Below are 16,546 nucleotides of genomic sequence, written 5' to 3' on the forward strand. Positions count from 1 at the left end.
TTGCAAAAGACAAGCGAACTTGTCAATAGCAAGTAGAAAGTCGACTCCGTCGCACGGGGGATGCCTCGCGCCAGCCTCCCCCGTAGCGTGGAGGAGTGTCCACACCTCTGACTGCCTCGAGACGGCGCGCGCCGGTATCGACCGCCGGCCTTCGGGCTGATGTCTGGCTCGCGCTCGCCCTCTTGCTCGCCGCGATCCTCAGCTCAGCCCTCGGCTCGGTGGCCGGGTTCTACGGCGAAGACGTGCCGGGCATGGAGTGGGGTCTGCTCTACGCCGTCGCCATCACGGCTCCGCTCGCGGTGCGCCGCCGCTACCCTTCGACCGCGCTCGTGCTCGTCGCGCTCGCTTTCATCGTCGGCGTCTCGTTCCGAATCCCCGAGATGTACGTCGTCAACATCGCCCTTTTCATCGCGATGTACACCGTGGGTGCGTGGGTCGATGATCGGCGCCGCGCAACGATCGTTCGGGTCGTCGTCATCTGTGCGATGTTCCTCTGGCTGCTGATCACGATGTACCAGTCAGCGACCTCGCCCACCGAAGACGGTCTCTCACGCGCCGGGCTCTTCTCCCCGTTCGTCGCCTTCATGCTCATTCAGTTCCTGGTGAATGCGGCGTTCTTCGGCGGCGCGTACTACATGGGTGACCGCGCCTACGCGGCGGCGCTCGAGCGGGGCGCGCTCGAAGAACGCACCGCAGAACTCGAACGCGAGCGCGAAGTCACCGCGGCGCAAGCCGTGGCCCTCGACCGCGTCCGCATCGCCCGCGAACTGCACGATGTCGTCGCTCATCACGTCTCGGCGATGGGAGTTCAGGCCGGCGCCGCACGCGCGGTGCTCGACCGCGACCCTGCAGCGGCGCGCGAGTCGCTGCTGTCGGTCGAGCAATCCGCCCGCTCTGCTCTCACCGAACTGCGCCAGCTGCTCGAGACTCTGCGCTCATCGGAGGACGAGACCTCGAGCGAATCGACGGTGCGCCTGACCGATCTCGAGGCACTCGTCGAGCACGCCCGCGAAAACGGGTTGCCCACGACGCTCGCGGTGGTCGGCGCCACCACCGAGCTTCCGGTGCTCACGCAGGTGAACCTCTACCGCGTGGCGCAGGAAGCGCTCACGAACGCACGGCGGCATGGTGGTCCGGATGCCTCCGCTGACGTTCGCCTGCGTTACGACGCCGATCTGGTCGAGCTCGAAGTGACCAACGACGGCCGCACGAGCGCCCTCGGCACGACCCGGCCAGGGCTCGGAATCGTCGGGATGCGCGAGCGCGCGGCTGCCTCGGGCGGCACGATCGAGATCGGTCCGCGCCCGCGCGGCGGCTACCTGGTGCGAATGCGCGTGCCGATACGCGTCGAGGCCGTCGTATGAGCGGCACCGCGATCCGGGTTCTGCTGGTCGATGACCACGCCGTGATGCGCGCGGGATTCCGGATGATCCTCGAAGCGCAGGACGACATCGTCGTGGTCGGCGAAGCCGCGGACGGAGAAGCTGCGGTGGTGGCGGCATCCACTCTTCAGCCCGATGTGATCTGCATGGACGTGCAGATGCCGGGCGCAGGCGGACTCGAGGCAACACAGCGAATCGTGGCAGATCCGATGATCTCGGCCGCGGTCGTGATCGTGACGACCTTCGACCGCGACGACTATCTCTTTCAGGCGTTGAACGCCGGCGCGAGCGGTTTCTTGCTCAAGAACGCCGGGCCCGAAGACCTCGTCACTGCGGTGCGGGTAGCTGCTGCGGGCGATGCCCTCCTCGCTCCGGAGGTGACACGGCGGGTGATCGAAAGGTTCACCGAGACGGCCGAGGCACCTGCTGCTCCCGCGCCCGATCCGCTCGCTCACGACCTGACCGAGCGTGAACGCGAAGTTCTGAAACTGGTCGCCGAGGCTCTCAGCAACGCCGAGATCGCCAGTCGCCTGTACATCGGCGAGGCGACGGTCAAGACGCACGTCTCGAACGTGCTGCAGAAACTCGGCACCCGCGATCGGGTCGCCGCGGTCGTCTACGCCCACCGCCACGGGCTGGCCTGAGCTCGCGCCCGGCCAGCCCGCGCCTGGATTCGCGTCAGGCCGCGACGGGGACGCGCACGTAGCGGTCGGTGAGCACCTCGAACGCCTCGAGGTAGCCGATGAGGAAGTCTGCGGTCCCGTGCATGAATCTGGATCTCATCCGTCAACTCCGTCGCGAGGGGGAGGACGCCCTCCGCGCGGGCTCATAGCGTGGAGTCATGCTGAAACTCACAGACATCACAAAGAGCTACGGAGGGCGACGCGTGCTCGACGACGTGTCGTTCGACGTGCGCCCCGGGCGCCTGACCGGCTTCGTCGGCGGCAATGGTGCGGGCAAGACAACGACCATGCGCATCGTGCTCGGAGTCCTCGCGAAGGACTCGGGTTCGGTGACGTTCGAGGGCACCGAGGTGGTGGCATCCGACCGCCGTCGTTTCGGCTACATGCCCGAAGAGCGCGGGCTCTACCCGAAGATGAAGGTGCTCGAGCAGATCGTGTACCTCGCGCGTCTGCACGGTTTTTCGAAGCCGGATGCCTCGGCCCGCGCGACCGCACTACTCGAAGAGCTCGGGCTCGGTGAGCGCCTGAACGACAACGTCGAGACGCTCTCGCTGGGTAACCAACAGCGGGCACAGATCGCCGCGGCGCTCGTTCACGACCCGTCGGTGCTGATCCTGGACGAGCCCTTCTCGGGCCTGGACCCGCTTGCGGTGGACGTCGTCGCCCAGGTGCTTCAGCAGCGCGCGGCGCAGGGCGCGGCCGTGCTGTTCTCCTCACACCAGCTCGATGTGGTCGAGCGCCTGTGCGATGACCTCGTGATCATCGCCGGCGGCGCGATCCGCGCCGCGGGCGCCCGCGACGACCTGCGCGCGGCGCACTCCACACACCGCTACGAGCTCATCTCGGCCGGCGACGCCGGCTGGCTGCGCACCGAGCCCGGCGTTGAGGTGGCCAACTTCGACGGCGGCTACGCCCTGTTCGATGTCGATTCGGACGAAACCGCGCAGCGGATTCTTCGCCGGGCTGTCGAACACGGAGATGTCGCCAGCTTTGCACCGCAGCATCCGACCCTCGCCCAGATCTTCAAGGAGGTCATCCAGTGAGCACTCCCATCAGTGTGATTCCCGGCGCCGCCGCGGAGGCTGCGCCCCCCAGCTTCGCCCAGAGCACGTGGCTCGTCGCCGAGCGTGAGATCGGTTCGAAGCTGCGCAGCAAGGCCTTTCTCATCTCGAGCATCATCCTGTTTCTCGGCGCTCTGGCGCTGGTGGTGTGGGGCGGCTTCCAGGCCTCGAACACTGACGGAACGCCGGTGGCGGTGACCTCGGATGCTTCGACCTACGTCGAGGGAATCCCCGGACTCGATATCACCGACGTCAACGACCGCGCCGAGGCAGAGGCGCTCGTGTCGGCGGGCGATGTGGATGCCGCGATCGTCGCGGACCCAGCCTCACCCGTCGGCTTCGCCCTGATCGCCGAGTCGTCCGCGCCGACACAGTTGCTGCTGTCGCTGGCCCAACTTCCGCCGGTCGAGCTGCTCGAACCCGACCCGACCAACGAGGCCCTGCGCTACTTCGTAGCGATCGGCTTCGGTGTCGTCTTCTTGATGGCCGCGTCGCTGTTCGGCGGAACGATCGCCCAGAGCGTGGTCGAAGAGAAGCAGACCCGCGTGGTCGAACTGCTGATCTCGGCGATCCCGGTGCGGGCCCTGCTCGCCGGAAAGGTGATCGGCAACACGGTCCTGGCGATGGGGCAGATCCTGGTCCTCGCTGCGATAGCCATCGTCGGGCTCACCGTCACCGGGCAGTCCGAGATTCTGCAGGGGCTCGGCGGTCCGATCGCGTGGTTTGCTGTCTTCTTCTTCTTCGGCTTCATCCTGCTCGCGTCGCTGTTCGCGGCGGCCGCGGCGATGGTTTCGCGCCAGGAAGACATCGGATCGACCACCACTCCGATCACGATGCTGGTCATGGCACCGTACTTCTTGGTGATCTTCTTCAACGACAACCCGGTGGTGCTCGGCATCATGTCGTACGTGCCGTTCTCGGCGCCGGTAGGCATGCCGATGCGACTGTTCCTCGGTGAGGCGCAGTGGTGGGAGCCCCTGCTGTCGCTCGCGATCCTGATCGCGACGTGCATCGCGGCGATCCTGATCGGAGCGAAGATCTACCAGAACTCGCTCCTGCGCATGGGCGCCCGGGTCAAGCTCCGCGAGGCCCTCGCGGCCTGACGTGCTCGCAAGCGCACCGTTCCGCTGTCGCGATCTGCCCTTCGCCGGGCAGGTTGCGACAGCGGAACTCTCTGTGCGGATGCTTCGGATCAGCGCTCGGTGAGCACCCCGTCGGGGTCGGCCCAGACGTGCCGGCCCGGGGCGAAGGTCACGCCGGCGATCGTCACCGGCACATCGATCTCTCCGATGCCATGTTTGGCGCTCTTGCGCGGGTTCGACCCCAAGGCCTTGACCCCGAGCGGCAGGGCGCCTATGGCGACCCGGTCGCGGATCGCACCGTGCACGATGACGCCGGCCCAGCCGTTCGCCACGGCCGAGGCGGCGATGAGATCACCCACGAGGGCCGACTCGAGCGAGCCAGCGCCGTCGACCACGAGTACCGCGCCCTCACCCGGGCTGGCAAGCACCTGCTTGACCAGGGCGTTGTCGCGATGGCACCGGACCGTGCGTATCGGGCCGTCGAAAGCGGAGCGCCCGCCGAAGTCGTGGAACTGCAGCGAGAGCGAGTCGAGCTCATCGCCGCGGTCGTCGTAGAGGTCTGCCGTCGCCGTCATGGCCCTAGGCTAGGGCGCTCGCGGGGCGGTTACCGACCGAAGTGGTGAAAGTTCCGGGACGGATCGGGCTGTTCTCGGGTCGGAGCGACCGAAGGCGCCAATCCGTCCCGGAGCTTTGACGCGCACGGCAGGACTACTGCCCGAAGGTGATGTCGGCGCGGCTGAGCCCGACACACACCACGGGGCGCGCGGAGCGCAGCCACGAGAGAGGTCCGTCGAAGCGCCACTCGGCACGGATCGAATGGATGCCGGCACGCATCCGGTTCAGCGAAATCCGGTCGTCCCATCCCACGTCGGGCAGGCGCTGCGCGGTCGGGAGCGGCAATGGCCACCGGCCAGGCAGTCGCCCGGTGGGTTCGGCCGACACGGAGGCGAGAGGTGCGCCCGCGGCATCCGTGAACGTCGCCTCGAGATGACCGCCCGACGCATGCCGCTGCGTTGTCATGAGGTGTTTCGGGATGCCCCAGAGCTCGCGACCGCCCGTGCGGGATGCGGCGGAATCAACCCAGATCTGCGAAATCGACACGCGCAGCCCACCCCGGTGCCACACCGGCACGGCGACCAGCAGCTCGTCGTACGTGAGCACGCTTCCCTCGCCGTAGCGGACCGCAGCTACCCCGACGATCGCGCGATCGCCGAGGCGCAGCATCCGTGCCCCCGCCGGCGCATGCGCGGCGACCTCGGGGGGCAACGCGGCCACAGGAACGAGGAACAGCGTGATGCCGAAGTCCGCGTGCAGGCGCCACGGCTCGGGTGGGTACGGCACGCCGTCCCTGCCGGTGATCCACTCCGAAGGCGCCCCGCTGACCACGCTCATCATCGGTAGGTTCCGCCGGCAGCCGCGGCCGCGCGCATGCGCTCGGTCGGCGCGAACCGCTCGCCGTAGCGTGCGGCGAGGTCGTCGGCGCGGGCCACGAAAGCTACGACCCCGATCGACCCGTCCAGGGCCTCGTAGCCGTCCACGTGCTGCAGCGCTCCACCGAGGTGCGGCGGAAAGCCGATGCCGAGGATCGACCCGATGTTGGCATCGGCGACGCTGCGCAGCACGCCTTCTTCAAGCACGCGGGCGGTCTCGACGCTCATCGCGAAGACCAGCCGGTCTTGCACATCGACGAGATCGACGGGGTCGTCGCCGGCGTCACCCCCGAATTGCTCGCGCAGCCCCGACCACAGACGCTTGCGACCCTCGACGGGGTAGTCGTAGAACCCGGCTCCGGCGGCCTTACCCGCGCGGTCCTGAGCGATGAGCGACTCGAGGACGGCCATCGCCGGGTTCGGCTCGAAGGCCGCGCCCGACTGGGCGGCCAGGCGCGCGGCTTCGGCCTCGATCTTCACCGGCAGGTTAAGCGACACCTCATCGAGCATCGCGAGCGGTTGCCCCGGGAACCCGGCGAGCGACGCCGCGCGCTCGATCAGGACCGGGTCGACACCCTCGCCGACCATGCGGGCGGCCTCGAGCACGAGTGATCCGAACACCCGACTCGTGAAGAATCCTCGGGAATCGTTCACGACGATCGGAGTCTTGTGCAGTTGCACCGAAAGGTCGAAGGCCCTCGCCAGCGCAGCATCCGACGTCTTCTCACCGACGATGATCTCGACCAGCGGCATGCGGTCGACGGGGCTGAAGAAGTGAATCCCGATGACATCATCGGGCTTCTGCACGCCTTGGGCCAGGACCGTGATCGGCAGCGTCGAGGTGTTGGATGCGAGGAGCGCATCAGGAAGAACGGATGCTTCAGCCTCGGCGAGCACGCGATGCTTCAGCTCGACCGACTCGAAGACCGCCTCGACCACTGCGTCACAGCCCGCGAGGTCGCTGGCCTCTGCTGTGGCGAGGATACGGCCGAGCACCTCGTCGCGACCGGCGGCGTCGAGCCGTCCCTTAGCCACAAGCCCGTCCAGCAGAGCCGCGGCACGGGCTTTACCCTTGTCGGCTTCCTCGAGGGTGACGTCCTTCAGCACGACGGTGATGCCCGTGCGTGCGGTGACGTAGGCGATGCCCGCGCCCATCATGCCCGCACCGAGCACGGCGAGCCGCTCAACGCGGCGGGGCGCGATTCCAGCCGGTCGCGAGGCGCCCTTGCCGATCGCCTGCATGTCGAAGAAGAAGGCCTGAGTCATGTTGCGGAACTGCTGGCCGGTCGCGAGGCTCACGAAGTAGCGCGTCTCGATGCGGGTTGCCGTGTCGAAGTCGACCTGTGCCCCCTCCACCGCGGCAGAGAGGATCGCCTTCGGTGCGAGCATCGGTGCGCCCTTGAGTTGTTTTCGCAGGGTCGCCGGAAACGCGGGGAGCATGACGGCGAGCGCCGGCGTCGACGGGGTTCCGCCGGGCATGCGATATCCCTTGCGGTCCCACGGCTGGGTCGCAGCATCCGGATCATCCGCGTGCGCGTCGATCCATTCGATGGCGGCGGGGATCAGTTCGTCGACCGAGGCAACGACCTCATCGACCAGCCCGCGTTGCAGCGCGGCAGCGGGCTTGAATCCGCGCCCCTCGAGCAAGATTCCGGTGAGGGCTTCCTGCAGACCGAACATGCGCACGGTGCGGGTGATGCCGCCGCCGCCGGGCAGGAGGCCGAGGGTGACTTCGGGCAGACCGAGATCGTACTTCCCGGCCGTTGCGATGCGGTGGTGGCATGCCAGCGCGATCTCCAGCCCGCCACCGAGGGCGGCGCCCGCGATCGCGGCGACGACCGGTCGGCCGATCGTCTCAAGGCGACGCAGTGATGCCTTGACCGCCTCGGCTTCGTCGAACAGGACGGCAGCGCCCTCCCAACCCATGGCCATGAGCGAGCCCAGGTCGCCGCCCGCGAAGAAGGTCTTCTTGGCGCTTTCGACCACGACCCCGCGCACGGCCGCAGGGTCGCGATCAATGTCAGCCGTGAGCTGATCGACGGCTGCGGCGAAGTCGACCCGGAAGGCCGCGTTCATGGTGTTGGCCGACTGGTTCGGATCATCGAGCACGAGGTGGGCGATGCCGTCATCGAGCCGGTAGCGCACAGAAGTGTTGTCAGTCATGAGTAGGTGTCTCTCGGTTCAGACGCTGGGGTTTCACACGCGTTCGACGACGGTGGCGATGCCCATGCCGCCGCCGATGCAGAGGGTGGCCAGGCCATAGCGGCCGCCGGTGCGTTCGAGTTCGTCGACGAGGGTTCCGAGGATCATCGCGCCGGTCGCCCCGAGCGGGTGGCCCATCGCGATCGCGCCGCCGTTCACGTTGGTGCGCTCGTGCGGGAAGTCACCGAGGTCGCGCATGAGCTTGAGGGCCACTGCGGCGAAGGCTTCGTTGATCTCGACGAGGTCGATGTCGCCGGGGGTGAGTCCTGCCCTCTGCAGAGCGAGGTGCGAGGCGGGGCCGGGACCCGTCAGCATGATGGTGGGCTCGGTACTCACGACACCCACCGAGAGAATTCGCGCGCGGGGCGTCATCCCGTGCCGCACTCCGGCGGCTTCGGAGCCGACAAGTACGAGAGCCGCACCGTCGACGATGCCCGACGAGTTGCCGGCGTGATGCACATGATCGATGTCGGCCACGTGCGGGTACTTCTCCAGGGCGACTTCGTCGAACCCCGCGGTCTGCCCGATCACGGCGAACGAGGGCTTCAGGCTCGCAAGCGACTCGACGCTCGTGCCGGGGCGGATCGTCTCGTCTCTATCGAGCACGACGAGCCCGTTGCGGTCGCGCACGGGAACGACCGAGCGGGCGAAGCGGCCTTCGGCCCATGCTCGCGCGGCGCGCTCGTGCGACGTCGCGGCGAACCGGTCGACATCGTCGCGCGAGTAGCCCTCGATCGTGGCGATCAGGTCGGCACTGATGCCCTGCGGCACGAAGTCGGCGGCAAAGGCCGTCTCGGGGTCCATCGCCCACGGGCCGCCGTCGCTGCCCATCGGCACACGGCTCATCGATTCGACACCACCCGCGAGCACGAGGTCTTCCCACCCCGAACGCACGCGCGCGGCGGCCTGGTTGACGGCTTCGAGGCCCGACCCGCAGAAGCGGTTGAGTTGCACACCCGGAACGCTGTCGGGCAGGCCCGCGGCGAGCGCAGCAGTCTTGGCGATGTCGGCGCCCTGGTCTCCGATCGGTGTGACGCAGCCGAGCACCATGTCGTCGATGCCAACCGGGTCAAACCCCGGGTTGCGCTCGCGCAGCGCGTCGACGAGCCCGGTCACGAGCGAGACGGGCTTGACCTCGTGCAGGGAGCCGTTCGATTTGCCTCGGCCGCGCGGGGTGCGCACGGAGTCGTAGATGAAGGCTTCGCTCATGATCTCTCCTGAGGGTCGGTGCGGGGTGACCAGTCGGCGAGTACGTCGACGAAATCGTCAGGTCGAGACAGCGGGGGGCGGATGCCGGGGGCCGCAGTGCGTGAGAACCGCGGCGCCGGCGCCGCCTGGGTCACGCCGTCGACCTCTACCAGCGTCTCACGGTGGGACAGATGGGGGTGGGCGGATGCCTCGGCGAAAGTGAGGACCGGAGTCACGCACGCGTCGGTTCCGTCGAAAATCACCGCCCACTCGTCGCGGGTGCGGGTCGCGAAGGTCTCGGTCAGGCGCGCCCGCAGGGCGGGCCAGCCGCGCGGGTCGAACTGCGCTGCCTTCACGACACCAGCCCGGTCGTCCCAGCCGAGCCCAGCGACGAGCTGTGCGAAGAACTCGGGCTCGACCGCGCCGACCGCGACGAACCGCCCATCGGCGCAAACATAGGTGTCGTAGAACGGCGCTCCCCCGTCGAGCAGGTTCACTCCCGGTCGGTCGCTCCACTGTCCGGTACCGCGGAGGGCCCAGATGAGCTGCAGCAGGGAGGCGACACCGTCGACCATCGCAGCATCCACCACCTGCCCTTTGCCCGACGCCGACCGCTCGACGAGCGCGGCGAGCACGCCCATGACGAGGTAGAGCGACCCGCCGCCGAAGTCGGCGACGAGGTTCAGGGGTGCACGCGGGCGTCCGCCGTCGAAGCCCAGGGCCGCGAGCGCACCGGTCAGGGCGAGGTAGTTGATGTCGTGCCCGGCGGTCTGGGCGAGGGGTCCGTCTTGGCCCCACCCGGTGATGCGGCCGTAGATGAGACGCGGGTTTCGATCGCGCAGGTCGTCAGGTCCGAGCCCGAGACGCTCGGCGACGCCGGGCCGGAATCCGTCGAGCAACACGTCCGCCGCCTCGATAAGGGCAAGAGCCTGGGCGAACTCGGCTGGGTCTTTCAGGTCGAGCTCGACCAGGCGGCGATTGCGCAGCATCTGGTCGCGCTGATCGCCCTCGCCGACCCGCAGCACGGCGTCGGGCCGCTCGATCCGCACGACGTCGGCGCCGAGGTCCGCCAGGAGCATCGCCGCGTGCGGCCCCGGGCCGATCGCACCGAGCTCGACCACCCGGATGCCCGCGAGCGGGCCGGCCGCAGCATCCGACCCGTCTGAAGAATCAGGCATAGAGCGCATCGATCCGCTCACGCTGCGCCTGCTCCACCAGCCCGCGCCGCACCTTCATCGAGGGGGTGAGCTCGCCGCCCTCGATCGAGAGGTCGGCATCGAGGAGGCTCCAGCGCTTGATGGTCTCCCACGGGTTGAGCCGCTCGTTGAGCTCGGCGATGTAGCCCGCGACGAGCTCGGTGACTTCGGGCGACGAGACCAACTCCGCGTAGTCGAGAACCGCGAGGTTCTCGTGCTCGGATGCCCAGGCCGCGATCCCATCCGGGTCAAGGGTGATGAGCGCGACGCAGTACGGGCGCGCGTCACCGAAGACGAGAAACTGGCTGACGTACGGGCAGATTGCCTTGAAGGATGCCTCGACCACCGCCGGAGGCACGATCTTGCCGCCCGACGTCTTGATCAGGTCTTTGAGCCGTCCGGTGACGGTGAGGAATCCGTCGCCGTCGAGTGTTCCCCGATCGCCGGTGCGGAGCCATCCGTCGTCGGTGAACGTCTCAGCCGTCACCTCGGGCAGGTTGTGGTACCCCTCCATGATGTGCGGACCGCGCACGTGTACTTCGCCGTCGTCGCCGAGGCGCACCTCCGAGCCGGGCAGCGCGCGACCGACCGTGCCGAATCTGTTGTCGACCGGGCGACCGCAGAATGCACCGGCCGCGGTTTCGGTCAGGCCGTAGCCTTCGACGATCAGGATGCCGGCGGCATGGAACCACTCCGCGATCTCGCGGTTGAGTGGCGCCGAGCCCGAGATGAAGAAGCGCACCCGGCCGCCGAACCGCTCACGGATCTTGTGAAAGACGAGCTTGTCGAACACGCGGTGCTGCACGGCGAGCGCCGGAGAGACCTTCTCGCCGGCGGCGCGGCGGCGGTCGACCTCTACGCCTACCCCGAAGGCCTTGTCGAACAGCTTCTGCTTGACCCCGCCCTCGGCCTGGATGGTCGAGACGATCTTGCCGTAGGCCTTCTCGAAGATGCGGGGGGCTGCGCCCATGAACGTCGGCTTCACGACGGCGAGGTTGTCGATGATCTTGTCGACCCGCCCGTCAATGGCGCTTGCGAAGCCGACGGCGAGCTGGGTCGAGAGGATCACCTTGCCGAACGAGTGCGACATCGGCAGCCAGAGAAAGTTGACGTCGTCGTCGAAGAGGAACCCGAGGGCCTTGAGCGCCTCGCCCTCGTACACCCACGACCGGTGGGTGAGCCGCACGCCCTTGGGTCGCCCGGTGGTTCCCGAGGTGTAGATCAGGGTCGCGAGAGCGTCGGGCTCGATGGCCGCGGTCGCGTCCGTCACGGCGTCCGGGTGCTCGTCGAGGTACGCGCGGCCGCGTTCACACAGTTCGTTGAACGAACTGACCTCATCGGAGCCCGCGGCCGCAGCATCCATCACGATCACGTGCTCCAGCGCGGGATGCGCCGCCGAACGCGCCTTCGCGAGTTGCTCGGCGTCTTCCACGATCGCGAACCGGCACCCGGCGTCGTCGAGGATGTACGCCGCGTCGTCGGCGGCGGTCGTCGGGTACACCGTGGTCGTCGCCCCGCCCGCGCACATGATGCCGAGGTCGGCGACGATCCATTCGTAGCGGGTGCTCGAGATGATCGCGACCCGGTCTTCGGGCTTCATGCCGAGGGCCAGCAGCCCCGCCGCGGCTTCGGCGATCTCGACGCCCGCCTCGCGCCACGTGCGCGAGACCCATTTGCCTCCGCTGAGAAAGCGGAACGCCTCGAGGTCGGGTGTGCGCGCGATGCGTCGCTGCAGCATCACCCCCAGCGAGGGCGCGAGATCGTCGAGAAATCGGGTGTCGAGCGTGGCAGCCAAGGTCACTCCTTCGTGGTGGCGTGCGGCGATCTTGCGGGTTTAGCGGGTCGTGTAGCGGGCGGCCTGCTCACGGCCGATGATCTCTTTCATGATCTCGGTCGTGCCACCGTAGATCGTCTGGATCCGAGCGTCGCGGAACGCCCGCGCGATCGGGTACTCGAGCATGTAGCCGAAGCCGCCGAACAGCTGCAGGCACTTGCTGGTCGCCTTCACTTGCAGCTCGCTCGCCCACCATTTGGCTTTGGATGCTTCGACCGCCGTCAGCTCGCCCGCGTTCAACGCCAGGGCGGCCTTTTCGACGTACGCGCGGGTGATGTCATTCTCGGTCTCGAGCTCGGCGAGCACGAAGCGCGTGTTCTGGAAGTCGCCGATCCGCTGACCGAACGCGGTGCGACTGAACACATGCTCGAGAGTCCAGCGGACGGCCGCTTCGGATGCCGCGACCGCTGCCGCAGCGATAGACAGGCGCTCACGGGGCAGACGCTCCATGAGGTAGCGCATCGCGAGGCCGGGCCGACCGAGCACGCGGTCATCGCCCAGGCGCACGCCCTCGAACACCAGCTCGGCGGTGTCTTGCGCATCGAGCCCGACCTTTTCGAGCTGGCGCCCGCGCGAAAATCCGGCGTCGCCGGACTCGACCACGAACAGGCTGAACCCGCGCGAACCCGCCTCGGGGTCGGTCTTGGCGACGACGATCACAAGGTCAGCGTGAATGCCGCTCGAGATGAACGTCTTCGACCCGTCGAGCACCCACTCGTCACCGTCTCGGCGCGCGGTCGTGCGGATTCCCTGCAGGTCGCTGCCCGTACCGGGCTCGGTCATTGCGATCGCGCCGATCAACGCGCCGGAGGCGAGGCCCGGCAGCCAGCGCTCCTTCTGCTCGGGGGTTGCGAGGTCAAGGAAGTACGGAATGACGATGTCGTCCTGTAGCCCGAGACCCACCCCGAACGAGGTGGTGTTCGTGCGGGCGATCTCTTCGGCCAGGACGAAGCGGTAGCGGTAATCGGGCTCGCCGCCTCCGCCGAACTCTTCGGGAACCGCGAGGCCCAGCATCCCGTTCGCGCCGGCCTTCTGCCAGATCGCGGGGTCGATCGCGTGCTCGCGCTCCCACCGCTCGTGGTGGGGCTCTACCTCACGCCGGAGGAACTCCTTGACGCTCTCGCGGTAGGCCTCGTGGTCTTCGGTGTAGAAGGTGCTCTTCATGCTGACTTCCGGGTTGTTGCGCTGACAAAGGGATGGGTGCCGGTGACCAACGCCGCGCAGGTGGCCGGGGCATCCGAAAAAGGAAGATGCCCGGCGCCGCCCAGCGCGATGTGGCGGGCGTGCGGGTAGAGGCGGCGGGCCTTGCGGGCTTGGGTCAGGAACGGCAGGACGAGGTCGCGGCGCCCCCACACGATCACGGTCGGCACGCGGGGGTTCTCGGCGACCGGACCCTCGGTGCGCAGCGCTGTGCGGAGGGTGTCGAACGCGGTCGCTCCGGCGAGGGCTTGCATGTCGGCGATGGCGATGTCGGGGTCGACCTGGGTCGGGTATCCGAACGACGGGGCGAGCAGGATGCGGCGACCGAACGACGTACGCAGCGCGGCAGAGATGCGATCGGGGATGCTGCGGGCCAGATCCCGTTGGGCGGTGAGGAAGGTCTGTGCGAACATGCGCTCGGGCTCAGAGCCAAAGCCGGACGGCGCGAAAGCCGTCACGCGGGAGGCCACCCCGCGGCGGCCGATTTCGAGCGCGACGGCGCCGCCCATCGAGTTGCCGACGACGTGGGCGTGCTCGACGCCGCTGGAGAGCAGCCTCTCAGTGACCCAGTCGGCGAGCCCTGCGACCCCCGGGCGCAGGGTGAGTTCTTCCGGCTCCGCGCCGAACCCGGGCAGGTCGAAGGCGTGCACCCGGTGGGTCCGCTCGAGCTCGGGGACGATCGGCTGGAACACCTGCCACCGGCTGCCCAGGCCGTGCAGCAGCACGACGTCGGGTCCGGCGCCTCCGACGTACCCGGCCGGGGTGGCGGCGGCATCCGTCGTCGCGAACTTCGCAGAATCGCCGCCGCTCATGCCGCGCGTTTCTTGCGTCGTGCAACAGGAACGGCGCCGGGCCGCACGGTCGGCATGGGCAACCGCAAGGCTCCCGAAGCGGATTCGGGAACGACCGGATGCTTCGGCGCCACCGCGTCGATACGCCGGTACTCCTCGCCCAGGCGCGGGCGGGGGTCGGCCTCGCCCTTGTTCGGCCAGAACGACATGGCCCGCTCGGCCTGGGCGGTGATGGTGAGCGACGGGTTGACCCCGAGGTTGGCGGTGATGGCCGAGCCGTCCGAGATGTGCAGCCCGTCGTAGCCGAACACGCGCTGGTAGGGGTCGATCACGCCGTCGCGGATCGAGGTGCCGATCACGCAGCCGCCGATGAAGTGGGCGGTGAGCGGGATGCCGACGAGGTCGGTCGTGGTTCCCCCGGCGAGCCCGCCGATGCGGCGCGAGAGGTCGCGCGCGATGCGGTGCGCGATGGGGATCCAGTCGGGGTTGGGGTCGCCGGCTCCCTGGCGCGAGGTCATGCGCGAGCCGAAGATTCCGCGCTTGAGGAACGTCGTGATCGAGTTGTCGAGCGACTGCATCACCAGCACGATGACCGACTGCTCAGCCCAGCGGCGGGGGGTGTGCATGCGGAACGCGGCCTTGAGTCCCTGAGCGCGGTAGGTGCGCAGGGTCGCGCGCCAGCGCGGGATGCCCTCGACCGGGTCGACCAGGTGCGCGTTGAGCACCGAGAGTGCACTCGATCCGCGGCCGTAGCGCACCGGCTCGACGTGGGTCTGGTTGTCGGGGTGGAACGACGACGTGATCGCCAGGCCCGGGGTGTAGTCGGCGTTCGGGTTGGTCGAGCGTGCCGACAGCACCTGCTCGGAGTTCGTGCGGCTGAGTTCGCCCAGCCGGTCGCTCAGCCGAGGAAGGCTGCGGCGCTTCAGGCGGTGCAGCAGGGTCTGGGTGTTGAGCGAATTGCCGGCGAAGACGACGTGGTCGGCCGTGAACGAGAAGCGGCTGAGGCGATTGCCGGTGCGGTGCCCGCTCACGGCGTACGCGCCGGCGCGGGCTGGCTGCACATCGGTAACGGTATGCAGGGCCAGGATGCGGGCACCCGCCTTCTGCGCGAGGTGCAGGTAGTTCTTGTCGAGCGTGTTCTTGGCGTTGTAGCGGCATCCGGTCATGCACGCGCCGCACTCGATGCATCCGCTGCGGGCCGGTCCCGCTCCGCCGAAGAACGGGTCGGCCGCGTCCACGCCGTGGCCTTCGCCGAAGAACACGCCCACGTCTGCCGGGTGGTAGCTCTCGCCCACTCCGAGGTCGGTGGCGATCTCTTGCATGAAGTCGTCGAGCTGTGTGTGCCCGTTGTATGTCGTGACGCCGAGCATCCGCTTCGCCTGGTCGTAGTGGGCGTTGAGCTCGCTCTTCCAGTCGGTGATGTGGGCCCACTGCGGGTCGCGAAAGAAGTCGTCGAGCGGCTCGTAGAGCGTGTTGGCGTAGACGAGCGAGCCGCCACCCACACCGGTTCCGCTGGCGATCATGACGTTGCGAAGAAGGGAGAGACGAAGGATGCCGAAACACCGCAGCGCCGGAGCCCAGATGTAGCGCCGCACGCGCCAACTGGTCTTGGGCAGCTCGCCGTCGCGAAACCAGCGGCCCTGCTCGACCACCGCGACCCGGTAGCCCTTCTCGCTCAGGCGCAGCGCAGCCACGCTACCGCCGAAGCCCGAGCCGATGACCACCACGTCGTAGTCGTTCATGAGCCGATCGTACGTCGCTATTGACGGTTTGCCAATAGGTCGCGAGACTGGGTTTGTGAGCGAGGCAACGCGGACTCGGCTGGACCCCGACGCACGGCGTGCGCAGATTCTGGATGCTGCCGCCGACCTGTACCGAGAGCGCCGGTACGACGACGTCTCACTCGAAGAACTCGCCGCCGCGGCCGGGGTGGCTCGCGGACTGTTGCACCACTATTTCGGGTCGAAGCGCGAGTTGTACCTCGCCGTCGTGACCCGCTCGGCGCGGCTGCCCGTGCAGGAGCTCCCCGACCTCGAGGGGCGCCCGCTCGCCGAGCGTGCCCGGCTGACGATGGCGTGGATCCTCGAGGGCGCGCGCGAGTACGGCCAGGGTTGGGTGAACGCTTCGGGCGCCGAAGCGCTCCACGACGGCGGCGATGTGCAGTCGCTCGTTGATCGTGCCGACGACCGGGCCGCCCGGTTCGTGATCGAGGCGCTCGGCCTGGAGGATGACGACGTGCTGCGCGCACGTCTGCGACCGGTTGCGCCCTACCTCAAGGCCCTGTGCCGTGAGTGGTTGCAGCGCGGGACTCTGAGCGAGGCCGACGTGCTCGACCTCAGCACGGCTGCGGTACTCAGCGCGGTGCATGCCTGATGCCGCGCATCGGGATCATCGGCTCGGGCTTGTCAATCGCATCTGAGTGGCGCGCTGGTCAGGACCCGAGCCGAACACGCTAAGAGGGTTCTCAGTTGAGATGTCTTCCTCCTCGGACGTCTCT

Annotated in this window: 14 protein-coding genes; 5 read left to right on the forward strand and 9 right to left on the reverse strand. The window is 68.3% G+C overall.

The features are described from left to right. The first annotated feature begins 95 nt into the window (after positions 1 to 95). From LG299_RS09880 to LG299_RS09895, 4 genes are all read left to right on the forward strand, one after another. On the forward strand, positions 96 to 1,364 hold the full coding sequence (locus LG299_RS09880) for a sensor histidine kinase (RefSeq protein WP_404429720.1): 1,269 nt from the start codon (positions 96 to 98) through the stop codon (positions 1,362 to 1,364). Next, complete coding sequence (locus LG299_RS09885; RefSeq protein WP_404429722.1) at positions 1,361 to 2,026, forward strand: response regulator; 666 nt, start codon at positions 1,361 to 1,363, stop codon at positions 2,024 to 2,026. The genes LG299_RS09880 and LG299_RS09885 overlap by 4 nt, the downstream gene beginning before the upstream one ends. A 197-nt stretch (positions 2,027 to 2,223) precedes the next feature. Further along, entirely contained in the window at positions 2,224 to 3,108 is an 885-nt protein-coding gene (locus LG299_RS09890; protein ID WP_404429724.1) for an ABC transporter ATP-binding protein, read from the forward strand. Beyond that, positions 3,105 to 4,229 (forward strand): ABC transporter permease, encoded by a 1,125-nt coding sequence (locus tag LG299_RS09895; RefSeq protein ID WP_404429726.1) that lies wholly within the window; start codon positions 3,105 to 3,107, stop codon positions 4,227 to 4,229. The genes LG299_RS09890 and LG299_RS09895 overlap by 4 nt, the downstream gene beginning before the upstream one ends. A gap of 89 nt (positions 4,230 to 4,318) precedes the next feature. Here LG299_RS09895 and rraA read toward each other — a convergent pair whose 3' ends face one another. The 9 genes from rraA to LG299_RS09940 all read right to left on the reverse strand — a co-directional run bounded on the left by rraA (position 4,319) and on the right by LG299_RS09940 (position 15,791). Further along, entirely contained in the window at positions 4,319 to 4,783 is a 465-nt protein-coding gene (rraA, locus tag LG299_RS09900) for a ribonuclease E activity regulator RraA (protein WP_404429728.1), read from the reverse strand. Between the two features lie 133 nt (positions 4,784 to 4,916). Next, the gene (locus LG299_RS09905) at positions 4,917 to 5,600 is read right to left on the reverse strand and encodes an acetoacetate decarboxylase family protein (protein ID WP_404429730.1); all 684 of its coding nucleotides are present in this window, start codon (positions 5,598 to 5,600) and stop codon (positions 4,917 to 4,919) included. Continuing rightward, positions 5,600 to 7,801, reverse strand: a complete 2,202-nt coding sequence (locus LG299_RS09910) for a 3-hydroxyacyl-CoA dehydrogenase NAD-binding domain-containing protein (RefSeq protein WP_404429732.1) — start codon at positions 7,799 to 7,801, stop codon at positions 5,600 to 5,602. Before LG299_RS09910 ends, LG299_RS09905 begins: the two co-directional genes overlap by 1 nt. A 33-nt stretch (positions 7,802 to 7,834) precedes the next feature. Continuing rightward, the gene (locus tag LG299_RS09915; RefSeq protein WP_404429734.1) at positions 7,835 to 9,049 is read right to left on the reverse strand and encodes an acetyl-CoA C-acetyltransferase; all 1,215 of its coding nucleotides are present in this window, start codon (positions 9,047 to 9,049) and stop codon (positions 7,835 to 7,837) included. Further along, on the reverse strand, positions 9,046 to 10,206 hold the full coding sequence (locus LG299_RS09920) for a CaiB/BaiF CoA transferase family protein (RefSeq protein WP_404429736.1): 1,161 nt from the start codon (positions 10,204 to 10,206) through the stop codon (positions 9,046 to 9,048). Before LG299_RS09920 ends, LG299_RS09915 begins: the two co-directional genes overlap by 4 nt. Continuing rightward, positions 10,199 to 12,019, reverse strand: a complete 1,821-nt coding sequence (locus LG299_RS09925) for an AMP-dependent synthetase/ligase (RefSeq protein ID WP_404429738.1) — start codon at positions 12,017 to 12,019, stop codon at positions 10,199 to 10,201. The genes LG299_RS09920 and LG299_RS09925 overlap by 8 nt, the downstream gene beginning before the upstream one ends. 39 nt (positions 12,020 to 12,058) lie before the next feature. Beyond that, a complete protein-coding gene (locus tag LG299_RS09930; RefSeq protein ID WP_404429740.1) occupies positions 12,059 to 13,222 on the reverse strand; it encodes an acyl-CoA dehydrogenase family protein in 1,164 nt (387 codons plus the stop codon). Then, positions 13,219 to 14,070 (reverse strand): alpha/beta fold hydrolase, encoded by an 852-nt coding sequence (locus LG299_RS09935; protein WP_404429742.1) that lies wholly within the window; start codon positions 14,068 to 14,070, stop codon positions 13,219 to 13,221. Before LG299_RS09935 ends, LG299_RS09930 begins: the two co-directional genes overlap by 4 nt. Next, positions 14,067 to 15,791: an FAD-dependent oxidoreductase gene (locus LG299_RS09940; protein ID WP_404429744.1), complete on the reverse strand. Its 1,725-nt coding sequence runs from the start codon at positions 15,789 to 15,791 to the stop codon at positions 14,067 to 14,069. The genes LG299_RS09935 and LG299_RS09940 overlap by 4 nt, the downstream gene beginning before the upstream one ends. A gap of 55 nt (positions 15,792 to 15,846) precedes the next feature. Here LG299_RS09940 and LG299_RS09945 point away from each other — a divergent pair, with 55 nt between their 5' ends. Next, a complete protein-coding gene (locus LG299_RS09945; RefSeq protein ID WP_404429746.1) occupies positions 15,847 to 16,422 on the forward strand; it encodes a TetR/AcrR family transcriptional regulator in 576 nt (191 codons plus the stop codon). The last annotated feature ends 124 nt before the right edge of the window (positions 16,423 to 16,546 follow it).

Origin of the sequence: Microbacterium lacus (assembly GCF_044794305.1) — a bacterium.
Lineage (GTDB): Bacteria > Actinomycetota > Actinomycetes > Actinomycetales > Microbacteriaceae > Microbacterium > Microbacterium lacus_B.